This is a genomic window from Microcoleus sp. D2_18a_D3, assembly GCF_036702455.1.
Lineage (GTDB): Bacteria > Cyanobacteriota > Cyanobacteriia > Cyanobacteriales > Microcoleaceae > Microcoleus.
In genome coordinates, this window is sequence record NZ_JAUBTK010000034.1 from 31,933 (window position 1) to 52,526 (window position 20,594).

Annotated in this window: 15 protein-coding genes and 1 pseudogene; 6 read left to right on the forward strand and 10 right to left on the reverse strand. The window is 45.8% G+C overall.

Features of this window, described 5'->3' with window-relative positions:
* Positions 1-101: 101 nt before the first annotated feature.
* Complete coding sequence (locus QUB06_RS17015; protein ID WP_333436260.1) at positions 102-5,480, reverse strand: AAA family ATPase; 5,379 nt, start codon at positions 5,478-5,480, stop codon at positions 102-104.
* 133 nt (positions 5,481-5,613) lie between these two features.
* Here QUB06_RS17015 and QUB06_RS17020 point away from each other — a divergent pair, with 133 nt between their 5' ends.
* Positions 5,614-5,859, forward strand: a complete 246-nt coding sequence (locus QUB06_RS17020) for a hypothetical protein (protein ID WP_333436261.1) — start codon at positions 5,614-5,616, stop codon at positions 5,857-5,859.
* Between the two features lie 115 nt (positions 5,860-5,974).
* Here QUB06_RS17020 and cydB read toward each other — a convergent pair whose 3' ends face one another.
* The 7 genes from cydB to QUB06_RS17055 form a co-directional block, all read right to left on the reverse strand.
* On the reverse strand, positions 5,975-6,988 hold the full coding sequence (gene cydB, locus QUB06_RS17025) for a cytochrome d ubiquinol oxidase subunit II (protein ID WP_333436262.1): 1,014 nt from the start codon (positions 6,986-6,988) through the stop codon (positions 5,975-5,977).
* A gap of 8 nt (positions 6,989-6,996) precedes the next feature.
* On the reverse strand, positions 6,997-8,439 hold the full coding sequence (locus QUB06_RS17030; RefSeq protein WP_333436263.1) for a cytochrome ubiquinol oxidase subunit I: 1,443 nt from the start codon (positions 8,437-8,439) through the stop codon (positions 6,997-6,999).
* A gap of 274 nt (positions 8,440-8,713) precedes the next feature.
* Entirely contained in the window at positions 8,714-9,187 is a 474-nt protein-coding gene (locus QUB06_RS17035) for a hypothetical protein (RefSeq protein WP_333436264.1), read from the reverse strand.
* Complete coding sequence (locus QUB06_RS17040; protein ID WP_333436265.1) at positions 9,162-10,367, reverse strand: urease accessory protein UreH domain-containing protein; 1,206 nt, start codon at positions 10,365-10,367, stop codon at positions 9,162-9,164. The genes QUB06_RS17035 and QUB06_RS17040 overlap by 26 nt, the downstream gene beginning before the upstream one ends.
* A 186-nt stretch (positions 10,368-10,553) precedes the next feature.
* Complete coding sequence (locus QUB06_RS17045) at positions 10,554-11,621, reverse strand: LOG family protein (RefSeq protein ID WP_333436266.1); 1,068 nt, start codon at positions 11,619-11,621, stop codon at positions 10,554-10,556.
* A 189-nt stretch (positions 11,622-11,810) separates the two neighbouring features.
* Positions 11,811-12,134, reverse strand: coding sequence for a thioredoxin (gene trxA, locus QUB06_RS17050; protein ID WP_006631199.1), 324 nt, complete (start codon positions 12,132-12,134; stop codon positions 11,811-11,813).
* 986 nt (positions 12,135-13,120) lie between these two features.
* Positions 13,121-14,284 carry a GuaB3 family IMP dehydrogenase-related protein gene (locus QUB06_RS17055; protein ID WP_333288032.1) on the reverse strand — a complete coding sequence of 388 codons (1,164 nt, stop codon included), beginning with the start codon at positions 14,282-14,284 and terminating at the stop codon, positions 13,121-13,123.
* A 371-nt stretch (positions 14,285-14,655) separates the two neighbouring features.
* On the opposite strand from QUB06_RS17055, the gene QUB06_RS17060 reads away from it, so the two are divergent.
* Complete coding sequence (locus tag QUB06_RS17060; RefSeq protein WP_333436267.1) at positions 14,656-15,111, forward strand: hypothetical protein; 456 nt, start codon at positions 14,656-14,658, stop codon at positions 15,109-15,111.
* Here QUB06_RS17060 and QUB06_RS17065 read toward each other — a convergent pair.
* Together QUB06_RS17065 and QUB06_RS17070 are read right to left on the reverse strand one after the other, a co-directional pair.
* A complete protein-coding gene (locus QUB06_RS17065) occupies positions 15,104-16,300 on the reverse strand; it encodes a response regulator (RefSeq protein WP_333436268.1) in 1,197 nt (398 codons plus the stop codon). The genes QUB06_RS17060 and QUB06_RS17065 overlap by 8 nt on opposite strands.
* A 43-nt stretch (positions 16,301-16,343) precedes the next feature.
* On the reverse strand, positions 16,344-16,622 hold the full coding sequence (locus tag QUB06_RS17070; protein ID WP_333436269.1) for a hypothetical protein: 279 nt from the start codon (positions 16,620-16,622) through the stop codon (positions 16,344-16,346).
* 634 nt (positions 16,623-17,256) lie between these two features.
* Between QUB06_RS17070 and QUB06_RS17075 the strand changes: the two are divergent.
* The 4 genes and pseudogenes from QUB06_RS17075 to QUB06_RS17090 all read left to right on the forward strand — a co-directional run.
* Positions 17,257-18,325, forward strand: a pseudogene (locus QUB06_RS17075) (ISKra4 family transposase).
* 18 nt (positions 18,326-18,343) lie between these two features.
* The gene (locus QUB06_RS17080; RefSeq protein ID WP_333436270.1) at positions 18,344-19,228 is read left to right on the forward strand and encodes an RNA polymerase sigma factor; all 885 of its coding nucleotides are present in this window, start codon (positions 18,344-18,346) and stop codon (positions 19,226-19,228) included.
* A complete protein-coding gene (locus QUB06_RS17085) occupies positions 19,168-19,689 on the forward strand; it encodes a tetratricopeptide repeat protein (protein WP_333436271.1) in 522 nt (173 codons plus the stop codon). Before QUB06_RS17080 ends, QUB06_RS17085 begins: the two co-directional genes overlap by 61 nt.
* Positions 19,690-19,704: 15 nt before the next feature.
* Positions 19,705-20,594: tetratricopeptide repeat protein (locus tag QUB06_RS17090; protein WP_333436286.1), on the forward strand; the 890-nt coding region annotated here is incomplete at its 3' end.

Consider the following 20,594-nt stretch of genomic DNA (forward strand, 5'->3'; position numbering starts at 1 on the left):
GTCTGAGGAAAATAGAACTGCGACATCCCCAGCCGATCGACTCTACCGCTTTTATTCTTTTTCACCTTTGAAGAGAAAGATTGTCATCTATCAAGATAGTCTTATCCTTTCATCGGCAATAAAATTGTAAACTCCGTCCCTTCTCTCAATACTGAATTTACCTCTATTGTACCGCCGTGTTTCTCAACCACAATCTGCCGTGCGATCGCCAATCCCAACCCCGTCCCTTTCCCTACTTCCTTGGTAGTAAATAACTCATCAAAAATGTTCTCTTGCACGGTTTCACTCATGCCTACACCGTTATCTTTAATGCAAATCACCGCTTGTTTTTTGTCGAGAGAAATGTCTGTTTTAATGGTAATTTCATTGACTATTTCTGCATAAGGTCTTCCTTGGTTTGATTCCTCCAAAGCATCGATCGCATTACCTAACAAATTCATAAATACTTGATTCAACTGTCCGGCATAACACTCCACGGGTGGCAAATTCCCATATTCCCTAATCACTTTGATTTCTGGACGAGTATCGTTAGCCTTGAGGCGATGTTTCAGGATCATAATGGTGCTATCGATGCCATCGTGGATATTGCAAGCTACGGGATAGTTAGTATCCGCACGGGAGAATGTCCGTAGACTGGTACTAATATCCCGAATCCGCTTCACGCCTTCCCGCATCGAACCTACTAATTTCGGTAAGTCTTCCCGGATGTAGTCAAGATCGATGTTCTCGATTTCCTCTTGAATCTCTGGATCGAGTTGGGGATATTTTTGTTCATACAAATCGAGCAATCCAAACAAATCTTTGATATAATCTAAGGCGGGTTGAATATTACCACCCAGAAAACCAACGGGATTATTAATTTCGTGGGCAACCCCTGCCACTAAGTTTCCCAACGCTGACATTTTTTCGCTTTGAACTATTTTTATTTGTGCTTGTTTGAGAGCGGTAAATGCTTGTTGAGATTGTTGATACAAACGGGCATTTTCTAAGGAAATAGCAGCTTGAGAAGCCAGCAAATTTAGCACTTCTATGCGATCGCTCGTAAATGCGCCAACCGTCAGGTTATTTTCCAGGTATAAAACTCCTATCAACTGCCCTTGATTAAGAATTGGAATACACAGAACACTGATCGGCTGGTGCTGTTCAATATAGCGATCGCTCGCAACCTGGGAACTTACCCTAGCATCAGCTATTACCAAAGGTTTCAAACTACGCTTGACAGTGTTAACCAAACTAATTGCTACATCCTTACTGGATTCTAGAGGTATTGATGGTAATAGCTCAGGTTCCTGTCCCTCTGCTACAAGCGCCGCTACCTGTAAATACTGTTTTTGTTTGAGCAATAAGACACACTTAGTGGCGCCAGCATTCGCGATCGCTATTTTTAAAAGAGTAGTCAGGAGTTTATCTAGTTCAATTTCCCCAGAAATGGCTTGAGAGGCGTCGATCAGAGTAGGCAAATCTAGAAATTCCGAGTGGCTGCTAGAAGAGTGGGTATAAGTAATCGTTCCCCGGGCGATCGTTTCCTTAAAGGAAGTAGAGGATTGAGGTTGCTGAAGGATAATACCGAGTAGGCGAGGATAACGTTTTTCCAAATCCTCAATTTTGGCTTTAGCTCCCCATCGGGCATAACAATAATATGCTTCAATCATGTAGGCTTGAGCTACTTTTTCTTTGCCCCATTCCAAGTAGAATTTCGCTGCTAGTTCGTTGGCGAGGGCTTCTTCGTTGATGAATTGATTTTCTTGAGCTAGTTGGATGGCGCGATCGTACATTTCAAGTGCATCTGCTTTATTGCCCAAAACCCGCTGCCGTTCTGCTTCAACCAAATACCACTTATGCAGATGATTCATAGGAGCATTTTGCGCCCATTGGTGCAGAGTCGTTTGATGGGTTTCCACAGAGGCAAGAATGGAAGCTTGCTCGGTTTCTGGGTGTGTGGGTAAAAGTGCCAGGTGCGTCAGGGCTGCATAGAAATGGAAAATGGGAACATGAACCAATCCCGATAATGCCATCAAATACGGATTGGCTTGGCAAATGTAGTTTAAGGCAGCCGGATAATTGCCCCAGGAGTAGGCAAGCAGTAGTTTGTAAATGTAGACAAGAGCGATCGCACTGAGTTCATTATCCTGATGGTGCTTGGGAAGCATCACTGTTTCATCGTAGGCAGTTCCCATTAAGCAATCCGGTTGACTAACGGCTTCAGTCAAATTCAGTACCGTCTGCCGCTTCATATCCAAATAAGCCAGAGGAGTATATTGTTTTGCCTGAGCCAAAGCAGCGCTATAACCTGCTATTTCCGGTTCCCAAGTGTCTAGTTCTACCCCACTGAAAAAGTTGGCGTAGAAATAATCCAATATACTGAAGCCAGCGCTAAGAAAATCGCCAGTTTCCATGCCAGCCGTGTATCCAGCTTTCAACATCGGTATCGTTGCCCTCACGGCTTCCTGGTGATGCTGAACAAAGCTTCCAAATAGATTGGCAATTACGGATTTGAATTCCTGTACATTAAACTGGTCAAACAATGAGATCGCCAATTTGCCAAAACCGTAGCCCCTTTTTGCATCTCCAAAAAAGGCACACAGCACCATGCCATGAATTACATACCCTACCGTCGATGCGGATGTATTCCCAAAGGAGAGCGATAAACTCACCATAGCCGAGCTAAGTAGGGGCAGCAAACCTGGTACTCCAATAAAAATAGGTGAAAACAACATTGCCATCACTTCCATTGCTGCCTTAGCCTTGGCATCGGTCATTACTGGCAAATTAGCTAGTTCTTCAATCCGTTTGTTTTGGAGTTGGCTGGCCAGGGCTTGTAGTGCATTGCCGATCGAGGCTTCGTCAGGTTCAGTGGGGAGTTCAACTCCTAATTGTCCTAGCGCGTTTCTGCCCACTGCGATCGCTTCTAATATTTTGCCCTGAGCTGTCTGTGCAGTGATTGAAATTTGATAAATTTTAACTTTGTCTAAAATCGACTGAGCTTTTTTCAACACCAATTCTGCCATTTGTTCCATGCTGTCAAAGTCAGCATTCAAATAAGCAGCTTCGGTAGCACCAACATAGAGGTTTAGAGTCAATTCATACTGACTTTGCCAGCAGTTAGCTGTCAGTAACTCAATCCCGGTTTGTACATAGATTATTGTCGCAGCATAAGCTGTAGAACTTCTGGATTTCTGTGCCGCTTTTAAGTTTATTTGAGCTAATGCTTCTCGTTCGCTATGTTGGGTAATTAACTCTTCTCCTTGGTTCAAATGCCTGACAATCTCAAAGAGTTTTTCCTCTTGCTCTATTTCTGATAAATTTTGCTGGAGTAATTGTCCGATTTTAAGATGCGTTGCTTTTTTCTGTGAATCGGGAATGAGTGAATATGCAGCTTGCTGGACGCGATCGTGTAAAAATCGATAAGTTGGATTAGCTGAAGCCTTGAAAACTTCATTACTATCCGATTGGGTAAAGAACTTATAGATTTTGGTTGTGGGAATCACCAAACCTTCCTGCAATGCTTTCCATAAAGCCGCAGCCGTCATTCCAGCAGATTTCTCACTGACAATTACTAACGTATTCAAATCAAACTGCGAGCCAATACAAGCAGCTAATTTGAGATAATCCTGAGTTTCTCTGGGCAACTTCTGCAATTGCAATGCCATGAATTCCACGACATCATCAGTGATAGCTAAGGTTTTGACTTGGGCCATATCACACTGCCAATGGCGAATATCCCAATTAAAAGTAATTAGCTTATCGTCATGTAATGCCTTGAGAAACTGAGTGGCAAAGAAAGGGTTGCCCTGAGTTTTTTGATAGACTAATTTTGTCAAAGGTTGGGCAAGGGATGATTCGCAATTCAGCGTATCCGCCACCAACAAATTCATATCGGGTTCGCTTAACGGTTGCAAAGTAATCGTATTCACTGTTGCCCCAGTTTTAACTATCTCATCCACTGTTAAGATAAATGGATGCACTGGCGAAACTTCATTATCTCGATATGCCCCCAATACTAATAAATATCCTGTCTCCTTCATCAATAATTGTAGCAAATTCAGGGAGGCTGAATCCGCCCATTGCAAGTCATCCAAAAACATCACTAAAGGATGTTCTTTGCTCGTGAAAACTTGCATAAATTTCTGCATGAGCAGATTAAATCGATTTTGGGCTGCACTTCCTGACAATTCTGTTGCAGGAGGTTGAGCGCCAATTATGCGTTCTAACTCAGGAATCACATCAATCAAGACTTGTCCGTTGTCTCCCACTGCTGCTAAAATCTGGGTTTTCCATGTTTGCAGTTGGGTATCCGATTCTGATAGCAATTGACCCATTAAGTCTCGGAAGGCTTGCACAAAGGCACTGAATGGAATGTTCCGTTGAAATTGATCGTATTTGCCTTTGATAAAATAGCCGCGCTGACGGACAATGGGTTTATGAACTTCATTGACAACGGCGGTTTTCCCAATTCCCGAAAAACCTGCTACTAGCATCATTTCGGTGCTGCCTGTGCTAACTCGCTCAAAGGCAGCTAATAGTCGATCGACTTCTTTTTCTCTACCGTAGAGCTTTTCGGGGATAGTAAAGCGATCGCTAATATCTCGCTTTCCGAGTTCAAAATCTTCTATCTTGGCTGTTTTTTGTAACTGAAATAAACAATTTTCTAAATCGTGCTTTAGTCCTAATGCACTTTGATAGCGTTTTTCGGCATTTTTCGCCATCAGCTTACTGACAATTTTTGATAAAATTATGGGAACTTCTGGATTTATTAGATGGATAGGTTTCGACTGTTTGGCGAGGTGACAATGCACCAATTTCATCGGATCATCAGAGATAAATGGCAACTGTCCTGTTAACAATTCATAAAAGGTCACACCCAGAGAATAAAAGTCACTACGATAGTCAATACCTCGATTCATCCGTCCTGTTTGTTCGGGGGAGAGATAGGCTAATGTTCCTTCTAAAATATTCGGATTCTGGATTTCTTGGGTTTCTCGTGGTAGGAGGGATGCAATACTAAAGTCAATTAGTTGAATTTGTTTGGTGTCGGGATTAATGAGAATATTAGCGGGTTTAATATCTTTGTGAATGACTCGCTTTTGGTAGAGATACTGGATAATGTCTGTTAGTTGTATGGCGAGTTGGAGAAATTCTGCTAAAGGTAAAGCTTGAGATGATTGGGTTTGATTTGTTGCTGTTTTGAGATAAGTAGGTAGGGAGACTCCGCCAAAGTCCTCCATTACTAGGGCATAGCTATTCTGGTATACTTCCAGCGTCAGGGGTTTGACGATGTGAGGGAAGTCTAGATTTTTGGCAATGGTATATTGGTTGCGAAACTGGACGAGTTCGTTGAAGGTGGGGTATTCGTTTCGCAGCAGTTTGAGGACGACTGGATATTGGTCACGGGTACGGATGCCTCGATAGACTAGGGTACGTGTACCTGCATAAAGTTGCTCTGTAATCTCATAACCTGACAAATGGGCGATCGCATCCATAACTGGTTGACCCTTTATTATAAAACAGTTAAATTAAAACCTTCTATTCCATTGTATTTTATTATTTGACAAAGATAGCGATCGCCAACTCTGCACCCTCGCTAGGCACAGAATTAACTGTAATTTTTTCCCTATGTTTATCAACTATTATTTGACAATCAAGCAATTTGGTCACAAGCCCCCAGATTCAGCCGTGTACCTGTGGAAAAAGCTGCGCCTCCCGATCGCAAGCCCCGGACTCATCCGTGCGAGCAATCTCAAATCTCACATCTCAAATTTCAAATCGCATGACGTGCGATCGCTAATTCTCGACCAGTTCCTTTCCCTATTCTGCACTATTGGCGCTATGTTATGTCTAGTATGGTTGCGTAAGTTTTGATGGTATCATAAAACAATATTTTGTAATTTTTAACCGCAAATATACGCAGATAAACCAGTATATAAACTTGATACTATCTGCGTATATTTGCCTGCATCGGCGGTTTTATTATGCTTTACTCCCCGTAGTGGCCACCGACAACCTTACCCCGAAACACAACATAATTGTAGATGTTGTAAAAAATCATAATCGGGATCAGAATGCCCATAAACACAATCATAAATACCAGGGCGCTGGGGGAAGCTGCGGCTTGGTAAATCGTGATTTGCGAGGGAATAATGTAGGGAAAAACAATCAATCCCAAGCCGATGAAAGTAAGCAAAAAAATCAGAATCGTCCAGACAAACGGCGTGCGTTCTTCTTTGTTTTCGAGACTTTTCAGCAGCAGTCCCACCAACAGCACTCCCAACAAAGGAATCGCGGCAAAGACATAAACTAGCGGTTTCTCAAACAACCTGGATCTAGCACTTTCGTAAAAAATCGGAGTGGCAATTGTAATTAAAATCGCTCCGATTAAAGTTGTCACCGCCGCAATTTTAGCCGTGCGGTAGTGATTTGTTTGCAGTTCGCCCTCCGTTTTCATAATTAGATAGGTTGAACCGATCAAAACATAGCCTTGAATCAGCGTCAAAGCAACCAAGAGCGATCGCCAATCCAGCCAATCCCAAGTAGAACCTACAAAGTGACCGGCTTCATCAACCGCAATGCCTTCGAGCACGGCCCCCAAGGCAAATCCTTGAGCTAAAGCTGCTAAAAAACTGCCAGCACCAAAGGCATAATTCCAGAATAATTTGCGATTAGAATGCTCGCGAAATTCAAAGGCTACAGCGCGAAATATCAAACCAAAAAGCATCATGCAAATCGGTATGTACAGCGCTGTTAAAATCGTGCCGTAAGCGAGGGGAAATGCGCCAAATAAAGCGCCTCCCATCAACACCAGCCAAGTTTCGTTAGCATCCCAAACGTTGCCCAAACTCGTCATTAAAATGCCCCTGCGTTCCTCGTCGTCAGCAGTCAGAGACAGGATGCCTACTCCTAAGTCAAAACCGTCTAGCATGACATATAGCAGGAGAAACAAAGCCAAAACTACAAACCAAACTTGTGGGAGAAAATGCTCCAAAGCTTGCATAAAATCTCCTATTGTTGTGCTTCTACGGGACGTTGATCGGGAATGTGTTCTGCAGGTTGAGTTTCGATTGCAGGTTCATTGTCTAAACCTGGCACAGGCAGACTTAAATTAGGGCCTGTGCGGATAATTCGGCTGCCAAAATACAAGGCACAAACAAACAAAAAGCTGTAAACAACGGCAAAGAGACTCAGAGAAGTTAAAACATTGCTGGCGGGGATGTTTGACACCGCGTCAGCAGTGCGAATTTGCCCGTATAAAGCCCACGGTTGTCTGCCGACACAGCGGACAATCCAACCCGATTCTACAGCAATATATCCCAGCGGAGCAGCTAATACCCAAGCGCGCATCAGCCAAGGTTGACTGCTAATATTTTCAGCAGAAAGTTTGCCTCGCAGCCACTGAATTATACTGAACAGCATCAGTCCTAAAAAGAAGAATCCAATCCCGGACATGATGCGGAAACAATAGTAGATTAAACCCACCATCCGGGGTCTATCTTCTGGCTTCCATTCCTTCAATCCGAGTACGGGTTCGGAGAGTTTTTGTTTGAATTCCAGAACGTATCCTAAGCCATTGGGAATGCTAATTTCCCAATCATTTTTTTGGGCTTTTTCATTAGGCAAAGCTAGCAAAGTCCAATCGGCTGACTCTCCCGCTGGTGAAGTTTCCCACTTAGCTTCGATTGCTGCTAATTTAGTGGGTTGATAGTGATAAACTTGTTCGGCACTCAAATGTCCGATGTATATCTGCAAAGGTGCAACGGCGATTGCTGTCGCTATGGCAATTTTTAAAGACTTGGAAAAAAAGGCTTGATTGCGCTTATTGAGAATGTACCACGCGCTAATTCCGCCAATGACAAACAGCGAAGTTTCTAACGTCGCAAAAAACATATGAAGAATGCTGTTTAATGCGAACGGGTTCATAATTGCTTGAAAGTAATCGCTGACAATAAACTTGTCATTGACCATTTCTCCGCCCGCAGGAGTTTGCAGCCAAGAGTTAGCGACTAAAATCCAGACTGTGGATAGGTTAGCGCCGAAGGCTACCATGATTGTAGCGAAATAATGGACGATCGGGTGAACGCGCTCCCAACCAAACAGCATAATTCCTAAAAAGCCGGCTTCTAGCATAAATGCCATTGAAGCTTCAAAGCCCAAAATGCTGCCAAAAAAGTCACCAACAGCTTCAGAAAATGGTGCCCAATTAGTGCCAAACTGAAATTCCATCGGAATTCCTGAAGCTACTCCAATACCGAAGTTAAGGACGTAGAGTTTAGACCAAAAACGAGCGTGATGGTAGTAGTCGGGATTGCGAGTTTTCAGCCACATTCCTTCAACAATTACCAGATAAATCCCCATTCCAGTTGTCAGAACTGGCCACAGCATATGAAATATGGCGGTTAGCGCAAATTGCATCCGCGATAGCGCCACGGTGTTAGATAAGATATCCATCGTTATATCCTTTGCTCAGTTCAAAAGAGGTTAGCTTGCACAAATTCCATAATGGACACTGGTTATAATGTAGTGTAAAAATTTGTGACATTTTGTAGAGTTGGGAATTTTTAAGGTTTTATACAGATTTCGATTGTATTTTCTTGTATGTTAAAATAGCTAGATTATGATTTGCCGTTGGGTGGGGGCGGGTTTATGAGATTGTGGGTTTTAGGCAATTCTTATCGGTGAACCCGACCCTACAAGATTTATGTTCGGTGATGGAAAGATTCTCTTAGCGAACTGTGACTCTATAAGTCAGTTTAAAGGGTTTAAAATTAGCTTTATTTTTGGCGGTTCCGCTCAATTCAATTTCGTAAATTCCAGCCTTGGGAAACACGATATCAGCTCCCGGAATCCCTTGATATTTCTCGGCAGATATGGCTTTTAAAGGCGGCTGCATCAGTGGCTTATCCCCTTCTTGGCGCTCTTTTGGATAAACCGCTAATTTGCAATTGCACTGCTCTAAGGGGATAATTTGACCGCCCCTGCGAGTCAGCGCAAACCAAACTCTCGCAGGCTGTCCGGCGCGGGGATTGTGGTTGGGTTCGAGGTGAAAGGTAGCTGCGACATCCCCGGATACTTCGACTTCGTGCGCTAAAACTGAAATTGAGTTTAACTGCGACGCACTGGGAATTTCTGCTTCAACTAGCAATCCCAAAAATACTAACAATCCTAAACTTTTACTTTTGTTTGACAGGGGAAACATAGAAATTTTCTAGTGATAAAACTGACCAAAATAAGCGCGATCGCACAAACATAACTAATACCACAACCAGCGCTAACACCGCTGTCAGCAGTTGATTGTGCAACTTCCATTCAAAACCGCCGAGATAGTGGGAACCGATGAGTGCAGCGTGTACAGCGCACAGCAAGAAAGCTGGAACGCTTAACAGGTGAAGCATTCGCCACAGTTGGCCTAAATAACTTTGAATGCGATCGCAACTTGTAACCGCCGCCGGCAACATCAACAGCAGCGCCATCATCCCAGCCACCATTCCCAACTGGTGCTGCGGCAACATAAAAGATAGCGCGTCAAAATTCCACTTCAGCGTATGATCCAGCATATGAAACGTGTGGGCGAGTGCTAGGACAAACGCGCCCACACCCAAGGCGCGGCGATAGCGCAACAGTTGCGGCAAAAACTTGCTAACCGGACGCGCCAACAGTGCTAGCATCAAGCACAGCAGCGCTGCGTGGCCGGTAAAATCAACCATTTCATCGGTTCGCAGCAAGGTAAGAATCCCGATCGCCACCGTCACCCAACCACCCGCACGAAACAGTTGACTGCGCTTGTCCGCGCTCAATCTGCCAGCCAAAAAACCCACTCCCAGCATAGTTGGCAGCGTGCCGAGTCCAAAAGCCAGCATCGTCGCCGCACCCAAAACCGGGTTTCCGGTTTCCGCCGCCTTAATCTGCGCCGCGTAGAGGAAACCGCAGGGAATCAAACCCCAAAGCAAACCCAAAGCAACCGGCACCCACCATTTTTTTTGTGCCGAAAGCTTGCTCATTGCTTGTCCGACTCGATCGTGCGACATTGGGTGCAGCAGCGGCAATCCCGGCAGCAAGTTCGGTTGAATTTGCACTACTCCGAACCAAATCAGCATCATGCCCGTCAGAAGTGCGATCGCCCGCCGCAATTCGCTACCCGTACCTGCCAAAAGTCCGCCAGCAATTAACACCGAACCCAGCCCGCCAATTGCAGCACCAACCAAAGCGTAAGCAGTAATTCTCCCCAAATTTAGCAGCAAATGAAAGCGGAAAGCAGCTAATTTATCGTTGCGGGAATTAGAAAGAGAAAACGCCATTGTCAGCGGGCCGCACATCCCAGCGCAGTGACCGAAACTGCCGAGAAATCCCAAAATTGCAATTAGCAGCAGGTCTAGCATTTTGCTGTTTTTTTCCCAAACAACGCCATCAAGGTATTGACAATATTTTCTTTGGCTCTTGGACGCTTTTTTCTTTACTTTTTACAAAAACTTATCTCAGCAGAGCGCTTTTGTCAAAATACAAGTTGTCCAACTTCTATCTAATCTCACCCATATTTAAAATGACTAATGACTGATAACTAATAACTACTTTTGTTCTGGATGCGCCGCCGCCGGCGAAGCTGCACCCATTTGATTAATAGCAGCAATTAGCTGATAAAGCCGCCCCAAATCCCGCTGGTTGAAATGCAAAACTAGGCGCGGCATATCGAAACTTGCATCTCCTATTTCCGGTTCCAAAGCTTGACTTTTTTCAATTTTTCCGGTAACAACAATATCGCTAAAATCAGTATTTAACCGATCGACATTCTCCTCAGAAAGCTCTGTTTTCAAGCGAATTACCAATTTTTCGCGCACGTAGCGGCAGGAGTGATAAACCAGATAAAAACTACCGATCGCCTCGCAAGCGACATTTACATCGTCAGTAATCGTATACAGGCTGCGATCGTTGACTGAAATCAAACCCCGGCCGCGCAATTGTTTTTGCACAAAATAATTCCAATCGTGCCAATAATCTCCTCCCGGTCGATCGATCAATACCACAGGAGCCGGCCCGAACTTGCCAGTTTGAATCAAAGTCAGACACTCAAAAGCCTCGTCCAGAGTGCCGAAACCGCCCGGAAACAGAGCTAAAGCATCGCTCTCCCGGAGAAAAAATAACTTGCGAGTGAAAAAATATTTAAAATTGAGCAATTTGCGATCGCCGGCAATAAAAGGATTAGAACTCTGCTCGAAAGGTAACTGAATGTTCAGCCCAAAAGAACGTTCAGCAGTCGCCCCCTCGTTCCCCGCCTGCATAATTCCCCCGCCGCCGCCAGTAATCACCATAAACCCCTGCTCGGCCATCGCCCGCGCAAAGTCTCTGGCCATCAAATATTCCGCAGATTGCGGTGACACCCTCGCCGAACCAAAAATCACAATTTTGCGAACGTGGCGGTAAGGATAAAACATCTCAAAAGCGCTCTCCATATCTCGGAGCGACGCCGCAATAATCTTCAAGTCTAGGCGATCGAGATCCTCTCTGGCCATTTGCACTATAGTAGAGAGCGATCGTTCGATCCACTCAGAGTGCTTCAACATTGGCAAGCGATCGAGCAAATCCATCACTTCAGCTTGGAGGGACTCAAAACCTTGACCAGACCCAGAACGAATCATGAATTTTTCCGAAACGATAACAAATTGTCGCTACTAAAAATTAAGGGGCAAGCTAAATTTAGAAGCTAATAGCGACCAGCAAATTGCCCTGCTGGCCACTAATAACTTTTCCAGTAGCTTTGCCCCGGTTCTGAAGCGAGTGAGCTTTCGCTGCCCAAAAAGAACAGCGCGAAACCGCTCGCAGTTGAGTTAAATGTACTTTTCCAGAGTGTTGGCCAGAGTAGTTTTCGGAACTGCCCCAACCACCATATCCACACGTTGACCGCCCTTAAATATCATCAGCGTCGGAATGCTGCGGATACCGTATTGGCTGGCCACGTTAGGATTCTCGTCGGTATTAACTTTTACTACCTTGACCTGCCCTTCATATTGCTGGGCAATTTCGTCTACGACGGGCGCCACCATCCGACAGGGCCCGCACCAGGGAGCCCAAAAATCCACTAGAACTGGAACTTCGCTATCGAGCACTTCCTGCTTAAAGGTAGAGTCGGTTACTTGCGCGGCTGCTGACATCCCTAGCCATCCTTGTAAATACTATTTCTCGGATAACAAGTTTAGCAAAAAGTGTAACCACTTGCGTCAACGATTTTAACAGAAGGCTTCTGAAGGAAGAAGGAAGACGGTAGAAGGAAGAAGGCACAAGGTTTCTGAAGGAACAAGGCACTTATGTTTCCGAAGGCACTTATGTTTCCGAAGGCAGAATGCACTTATAGCCTTTCGAGCTCTCATATGAGGTACTCATGGGCATAGGCCTCCGTGGGCATAGGCCTCCGTGGGCATAGGCCTCCGTGGGCATACCTCACCACGCTTGAGAACCGCTATATGTAGAAGAAAAATTTTCCCCATCCCAGACTCTCCCACTCGGACACTCTCCGCCTCTCCGGAGCTAAAACCCTCAATTCTGTATCTAGTAAGCAAGAGCCAAGATTTCCGGCAAAAAAGGAACCGCCCGAACAGTAGTCCGGGCGGAGTGTGGTGTGAGGAGTGAACGGAAACATGCGTCTCCGCTTCTTCTATTGTGACATCTCCTTCTCGATAATTCCACAATATTCTGTAAATTTCGAGACTGCTACACAAAACTTGGCTAAACTTATTTAAGCCTCACCATTCAATCAGAATGACTCCTGAAGGGTCTGTTTCCTGCTTCACCCAAGAAAGCCGGCTCGCAACTTGTCCACAGGCGTTAATTCGGGTGGAGCAACGCCCTAATTGAATTAATTCTGGTTGAAGCTTTTAGCCATGAGTCATCCACTATTTTCAACCAATTTAACGAAACGCGGGCTCCCGTTCGACCTTGTGACAGGCTGGTCAGTTTTGACTGGCACGATCGGTTTACTTTCCCAGATAATTAAGCCTTTTTTTCGGCATTGATTTAATCATGCCGCCCAGAATGTTAATTAGTCAAGTTAAGTATGACAAACTTTGGTGAACTTTTGGGCTGTGCAAGTCCAACTCTTGAACAAATTTTGTCAAGGTATGCTGGGATTCGATCAGTAAATCTACTTACCCATGCCCAACTGCTGAGCTTTTTGATAGACTTTACCCTCAGTCAGCAGAGAAGGAGCAATGACCACTTCCACTTGCTGCATCTCCTTAAGATCCTTAGCGCCCAAGGTGCCCATGCTAGTTTTCAGAGCTCCGAGCAAGTTGTGCGTACCGTCATCTAGGAGGGCCGGCCCGCGCAAAATTTGCTCCACAGTACCCGTAGTCCCCACGCGAATGCGAGTGCCGCGCGGCAAAACTGGGCTGGGAGTCGCCATTCCCCAGTGAAAGCCGCGGCCGGGAGCTTCGGCGGCCCTGGCAAAGGGCGAACCAATCATCACTCCATCGGCACCGCAGGCAATGCACTTGCAGATATCGCCGCCGGTAATTAAACCGCCGTCAGCAATCACCGACACGTATTTGCCTGTTTCGCGATAGTAGTCGTCCCGCGCGGCGGCGCAGTCTGCTACCGCTGTGGCTTGGGGAACGCCGACACCCAATACGCCCCTAGATGTGCAAGCAGCCCCCGGCCCAATGCCCACGAGAATGCCCGCAGCGCCAGTTTTCATTAAATTCAGGGCGACTTCGTAGGTGACGCAGTTGCCCAAAATTACTGGTATCGGCATCTCTTGACAGAATTGAGTTAAGTCTAGAGGCGCGATCGACTCAGGGGAAAGGAAAGCTGTCGAGACTACTGTTGCTTGCACAAAAAATATATCGGCTCCCGATTCAGCAACCGCCCGGCCGTATTTGCTCGCCGCCGCCGGTGTACCGCTGACGGCGGCAATCCCTCCTCCTGCTTTAATTTCTTTAATTCTGAGCTCGATTAATTCTGGCTTGATGGGTTCGGCATAGAGTTCCTGCATCAGGGAAACAAATTCGTGGTTCCCGACACTCGCGATGCGCTCTAATATTGGCTGGGGATCGGCATAGCGGGTTTGAATTCCTTCTAGGTTGAGCACCCCCATTGCTCCCAATTCCGACAGCAAAATGGCCATGCGGACATCGACTACTCCGTCCATTGCGCTGGCGATAATCGGGATTTCTCGATCGATCCCGCCAATCTGCCACTTGGTATCTGCCAAACTCGGATCGAGGGTGCGCTGTCCTGGTACGAGCGCGATTTCATCTATGCCGTAAGCTCGGCGAGCACTTTTGCCCCGCCCAATTTCAATATTCACGCTGTTTCACTTCCACAATGTATTTAAATTAGAGTAACAAAATCGTAGCCTGTCGGCAGGTAGCGATCGCGCAAATGAGTTTAAAAAGCCTGATATTGATTGGATTTTATGAAATCGAAGGGGATTCTTTTCCTCAGCAACGGCCACGGGGAAGACTCGATTAACTGTCAAATTCTCAAGCTTTGAGAGCATCTGGCGCGGATGTTGATGTTTCGGCCATGCCGGTTGTCGGTGACGGGGCTGCTTACCGCCGATCGACCGTGCCAATGGGCCCACCAGTCAAATGCCGTCTGGGGGCGTTTTTTACATGAATCCCCTGTTTTTCCTCAAAGATATTGGGGCCGGGCTGATTGCTTTGACGAAAGCAGCAATTGCAGGCTGTTTGGACGCATTCGCGCCACTGCGATTTGGTGGTGGCCACTGGGGATATTGTCGCGGCTGCGATCGCCCATGCCAGCAACCGCCCCTATATAATTTTTCTATCGGCCCATTCTAGTTATTACGAGGGGCGAGTCGATTTGGGTTTAATCTTGTGGCAGTTGCTTTGCTCAGAGAAATGTCTGGCGGTTTTTACTAGAGATGCTTTGACTGCTGCTGACTTAAACCGACAGGGTTTAAAGAAAGCTCAGTTTGTCGGCAATCCTGTCATGGACAACCTCAATTCTACGGGCAAAGATTTGCAGTTAATGCCGGGAGTTCGGACGATCGCCCTTCTCCCCGGTTCTCGCCTCCCGGAAGCTACTAACAACCTCGTTTTGCTGCTGGAACTGCACTTCATAAACCCGGTTTCTGGGTCAGATTGCGTAAGCGCCGTTTATCCTATTTGATAACACGCCGTTGGTTCTGTTCGATCATTGACTTTAATGCCGAGTGTTTTAAGTCTGTAATATCGCGGATGGTAATTGAGCAACCGTCTCCCAATTTAACAGCAGTGAAATAATAGCATTTGCCAAGGTAATCACTTTCTAGATGAACCTCTCCTTCAAGCGATTCTCCAGTCTCAACAACTTCTACTAATAAATCAAACACTCCTGGACTCAATTGATTGAGCAGTTTTTTCAGCACTGGTTCGCGAGCGAAATCTGTTCGTTTTTTCCCTAAGAGTCTGGCAAAGACAGGGTTAACTACCAAGCAGCGAAAATCTTCAATTTCTCCAGCGATATCTCCCCTCACCGCCTCCACCGCAGCTATGCCATCCAGAGATGAGTTTAGCAAATTTGCCAGCAGGCTGCGAGATTGGTAGGCAATTTCTGCGGTTTGCTGGTGTCGCTCAATTGCTTCTTTAAGCTGGCGTTTTTGGTGCTGGATAGTGAGCTGAGTTTCGAGGCGAACTACCACTTCTTCCAACTGAAAAGGTTTAGAGATGTAGTCAGACCCCCCTACCTTAAAAGCTTTAACTTTATCAAAAACTTGGTCAAGTGCGCTTAAGAAAATAATCGGAATTTCTGAGGTGTTTTCATCGGATTTGAGGGCTTCGCAGACTTGATAGCCGTTCATGTCTGGCATTTTAATATCCAGCAATACAACATCGGGGGGATAATGGCGAACAGTCCTCAAGGCCATCGCACCATTGGTGACGCAGCGAACTTTATACCCCTCCTTAGTGAGAATTCTTGTGAGAAAACGCAGATTCTCTGGGAGATCATCAACAATTAAAATGTTGCCTTTGTAAGTTTCTAATTCATTGATGTCACTTTCTCCTACCGAAGCCATCGTCATAGGTTCGCCTTCGACTTCGGCCTCGCTGAGCGCAGTGGTAGTGCTTTGCTTCTCTAGCAGAGAGCGGAAGTTATTCTTAGTAACTTTTTCCCCCATTACCTCTGAAATGCGGTGCCACAGGATGGAAGATAAATCTTTGATATGTCCTACACTGAGGTACAAGCTGTCAGCAACAGCACTATAAGTTGCGTTTTTCCAAGCAGCTTTTAAGATTTCCTGCTCAAGAAAATTTAACGGTTTACTGGTTTTGGACTCTAAGGCAGATTCGATAAATTCTAGGGCTTCTTCAAAAGTCATATACAAATCAATCTCATCGGGTAAGGTTTTTCAGTTTTGCACCCTAGCTTTGAGTTATGCACCGTACTAAGTCGGTGGAGAAATTTCTAATAGCTATTATGACAGACTTATTGACAATTACGCTCCGGGACGATCGCCCCCGATCCCGATTCCACCTTGTCGAAACCCGAAAAAGGGGATCGCGGCCGCCTAATTCTTTTTGAGGGCGATGGCTTAAACCCTTAAATTGCAAAGCTTTTAAGTTGCTTGTCCCCCGGTCAGCTTTTTGAGTTTGTTCGCTGACATTTTTGCCCACCTCTTTCTTCACCAGTCTTGGAGGCACTCAGACTCCTCGAAACCGGGTTTTTTACCGAGTGTGCGGGCTGCAACCTGTGTATTTTCCTCCATCAAACCCGGTTTCACCGGCCCCATGCGTCATTCCTATTTACATAACGCTCCAAATGATCCGACTTTTCCGACTTTATGATCCGACTTTTCCGACTTGCTTTATGCCGTTATGCCAAACATACTATTAATAGCATCTACCAAAAAAAATAGAAGAGTACCACTCCTGCTGTCGATCGGCTCTATCTAAAGAGAGATAGCAAAACCAGGCCGTCCGACTTTTCCGACTTTCCGATCCGACTTTCCCGACTGACAGGGGCGGCGGAGGGGAGTCCTGATACAAACATGGAAAGGATGCAGCCTCAAAAAAAGAGCAACTGAATCCAATCTTTATCCGCATAAATACTGATACCACACTGAACTAGATGTTTGCGGGATTGGGGTGCAACGAAAAAAGCAACAGAGGAATGTTCCTTCAAATTTATTTTTCACCACCTTTAAAATCATGTCAAATTCTCAATCGGTTATTGCAACAGACATTCGGTGGGTGCATCTCACTTTGGCAAATGTGTCAAAAAAGAGATAAAATCAAAAAGCTAGTAAAATCGTTAAATAAAGATGAGGCAAATAAAATGACACCATCAGACCAACAACAGCTAAAAGCCCACTTAAAAGCGGTAGCAGAAATTTTTTACAGAAATACAGATCCAACCGAGTTAAAAAGTTTTGAAAGTATAGAAAAATCACTGCGTCAGAAAATGTTAGAAGAAGTCGGCCCAGAACTAGGTAGCTTTTTTTTTCATCAGTATCAGGAATTAAAACAGGAAAGCCCCGAAAAATAAAATCAATAATTGGATCGCTCGACATTACAGATAATCAGGCAAAATATTTTGACTTAAAAGCTTACAGTCAATTTAGCCCCCTCATGGAAAATTGCTGTCTATTAATCAGTGCGAATGAATCTTATCAAATGGCAGAAAAAGATTTGGAAAAATTTACGGGAATCAAAATTTCTCACAGTACATTACAAAGATTAGTCAAAAGACAAGAATTTGAATTGCCTACATCTAAACAAGGAGTCAAAGAAATTACATTAGATGGCGGTAAAGTTAGACTCCGCAACGAAACCAAGGGCGAGAGCTGTTACTGGAAAGACTATAAAGCCGTGTGTTTAGATAATGTTTATTCGGGAGCCTTTTTTCAAAATAATCAAGACTTAATTGATTGGACTAATAGCCAAAAATTACTACACCCTCTGTATTGACGGTTGAGATGGTCATGCCGGAATTTGGAACATATTTAAAGAAATTGGAGATAATGAACAAAGACAAGAAATCTTAGATTGGTATCATCTAACAAGAAAATCTCTACAAGGTAGGGGGTTCAATAAAACGATTAAAATCAGCAGAAACTATGTTATGGCAAGGCAAAATAGATGAAGTTATAAAAATATTTAAAGACTTTAAAGGTCAAGCATTTAAAACGTTTTGTAATTATTTAGAGACCCATCGCTGCCGAATAGTAAATTACCAATACTACAAAGAAGAATCCATAAGTTCGATTGGTTCGGGAACAATTGAATCAATAATTAAACGCATAGGATTAAGGGTAAAAATATCGGGAGCACAATGGAATATTGAGAACGTTTCGTCTATCCTTGCTCTTCGCTGTGCTTATCTCAACGGTCAACTTTCAATTTGATGTATTTGCCAAACTGAGATGCACCCCATTCGGTGTTGTCCTGAAGATATAGAGAAAGCATTTTGGCAGCTATGGGAACAGAACCGAGATGATCTTTACCGTTGCTGTCTCAGGTGGATGGGGGGGAATCCTACTGATGCCGAAGAAGTGCTCAGTCGCGCCATGCTCAAAGCTTGGGATAAATTGCCAGACTATGCCGAAAAAATCACCAACCTCCGAGCTTGGCTCACCCGCTTAACCCATAATCTATGTATAGATATACAACGAGAACGTCGCCGGAAGGCAATGCAGATCGAGGATATTGAAGAAGTAGCTGCTACAGGAAGCTCAGCATTTATTTCTGGTTTGAACTCTCCTGAAGAGGCACTTCTACATCATGAGTTGGGACAGTACATTCGCCGCGCTATTGATACTCTTCCTTCTCGATTACGCAATCCGTTTATCCTGCGTTACTGCCACCAGATTGCCTATCAAGATATTGCCCAAAAACTTGCTCTCTCGCTCAATAACGTTTACAAGCGCATTCAACAGGCACGAGAAATTCTGCAAAAGCGTTTGAGAAGGTATTTGTCAGGGTTGGATGATGGTTTGTTAGATTCCTCCGAGTCGTCTAAAAAGGGGGACGTTGCCTCGATCGCAAATGATTTTGCTGTAGGGGTAGTGCCCCCGTGCCTACCCCGTCAAGATTGTGGGCCGATTCCCTACGGGATAGCTTCGCCGCGCGTGGGTGGGCCGATCGCAGGCCGATTGCCCCTACAATCCGATGAAACGATCGCATCCGACTCGATCGCCCCGATGACAGAGAACATTGGCGAGACAATTAATTATCAGGTAGCAGCAATATGTCTAGAAACACTACACTCCGGGTGGTATCCCTCACTCAGTCCTCTGGGGTGGAGTTGAATGCTTACCTGGTTCTAGACTCCAAGCCAGCCCGAATTGACCAGAAGCTGAAAACATTAAGTGAGTACGTGCAGCAGTATCCTTCGGGATGGAAGAAACGGTTGGAATTGGCGAATCTGCTGTATGCAATGGGTCGTATTGAGCAGGCGGTTGAGGAGTATCGCCAAGTGATCGATCGGCAGCAACCATTGATTGGCGTGCGGTTGCAATTGGGGAAACTCTTGCAGCTTATGGGACAAAAGGCTGAGGCAGTAGCGGTTTATGAAAGTGCCTTGGCCAATGCAGGCAATGAGGCGACTCGGCAGCATATCAGCGGATCGATCGCACTCTGTAGAAATGACACTCAGGCAGCGATACTGGCTTTTGAGTCGGCGGCAACCCTAGAACCAGATAATGCGGCTCACTGGCTGGCGTTGGGGCAGGTGCAAATGGGGAGAGGGGATGCGGTTGCAGCTTTGTGATCGTTCGATCGGGTTTTGTCACTGAACCCGGATGATGTTGTAGCGCTGATTGACAGCTATGACGCGAGTCAGGCGGTGGGGAACGTGCGCCAAGCGCAGCGGCGGTTGAGCAAAGCGCTAGAGGTGGCTCCGGGTGATTTCCGAGCGCTCAAACGACTGGCGGATACTCGTTGCCGGATGAGATTGGTATCCGGTGAGGAGGGGAAGCAGACTAAACAGATGATTGGTTCTGTGCTGCAACTGGCTCCTGATGCGGCGGATGCCCGCGAGTTGCTGGCATATTATCACCTGTTCCGGGGGGAGTCGGCTAACGGGGTTGGGGTGTTGGAACGGTTTACTGAGGAACACCCGAATCATCCGAGGGGTTGGTATTCCTACGGGCGTTTCTTGTTCCATACCGGGGAATATCAGAGGGCGGCTGAGGCGATACTGAAGGCTTATCGTCTGTATCCCCAGGATTGTGAAATTTATCGGGCGTTGTGTGAGATTTTGCCGGCTGCGGGGATGACTTCTTCCCCAACCCCTCTCGATCCCCCCCAGCCCACAGCGCAGTTTCATTCTCACCAAAAACGTGAATTTTGTAGGGGTAGTGCCCCCGTGCCTACCCCCCACCCAGACGATTCTCACCAAAAACGTGAATTTGGTAGGGGTAGTGCCCCCGTGCCTACCCCCGACCCAGACGATTCGATCGGGAGGTCAGACCAAGAGGGCCGGCACGGGGGCACGGCCCCTACGGATAATGAAACAGCCCTGGGGGATTTAGGGCGATCGAACCGTGAAGTAACCCTTGCATCAATAGTAGAAGAGATGCTCGATCGTTTTCCCCAACGCTGGAGTGTTTGGGCGACGGCGGGGCGGGTGTTGGTGGAAAGCTTTCAGGAAATTGAGCGGGGGTGTAGTATCTC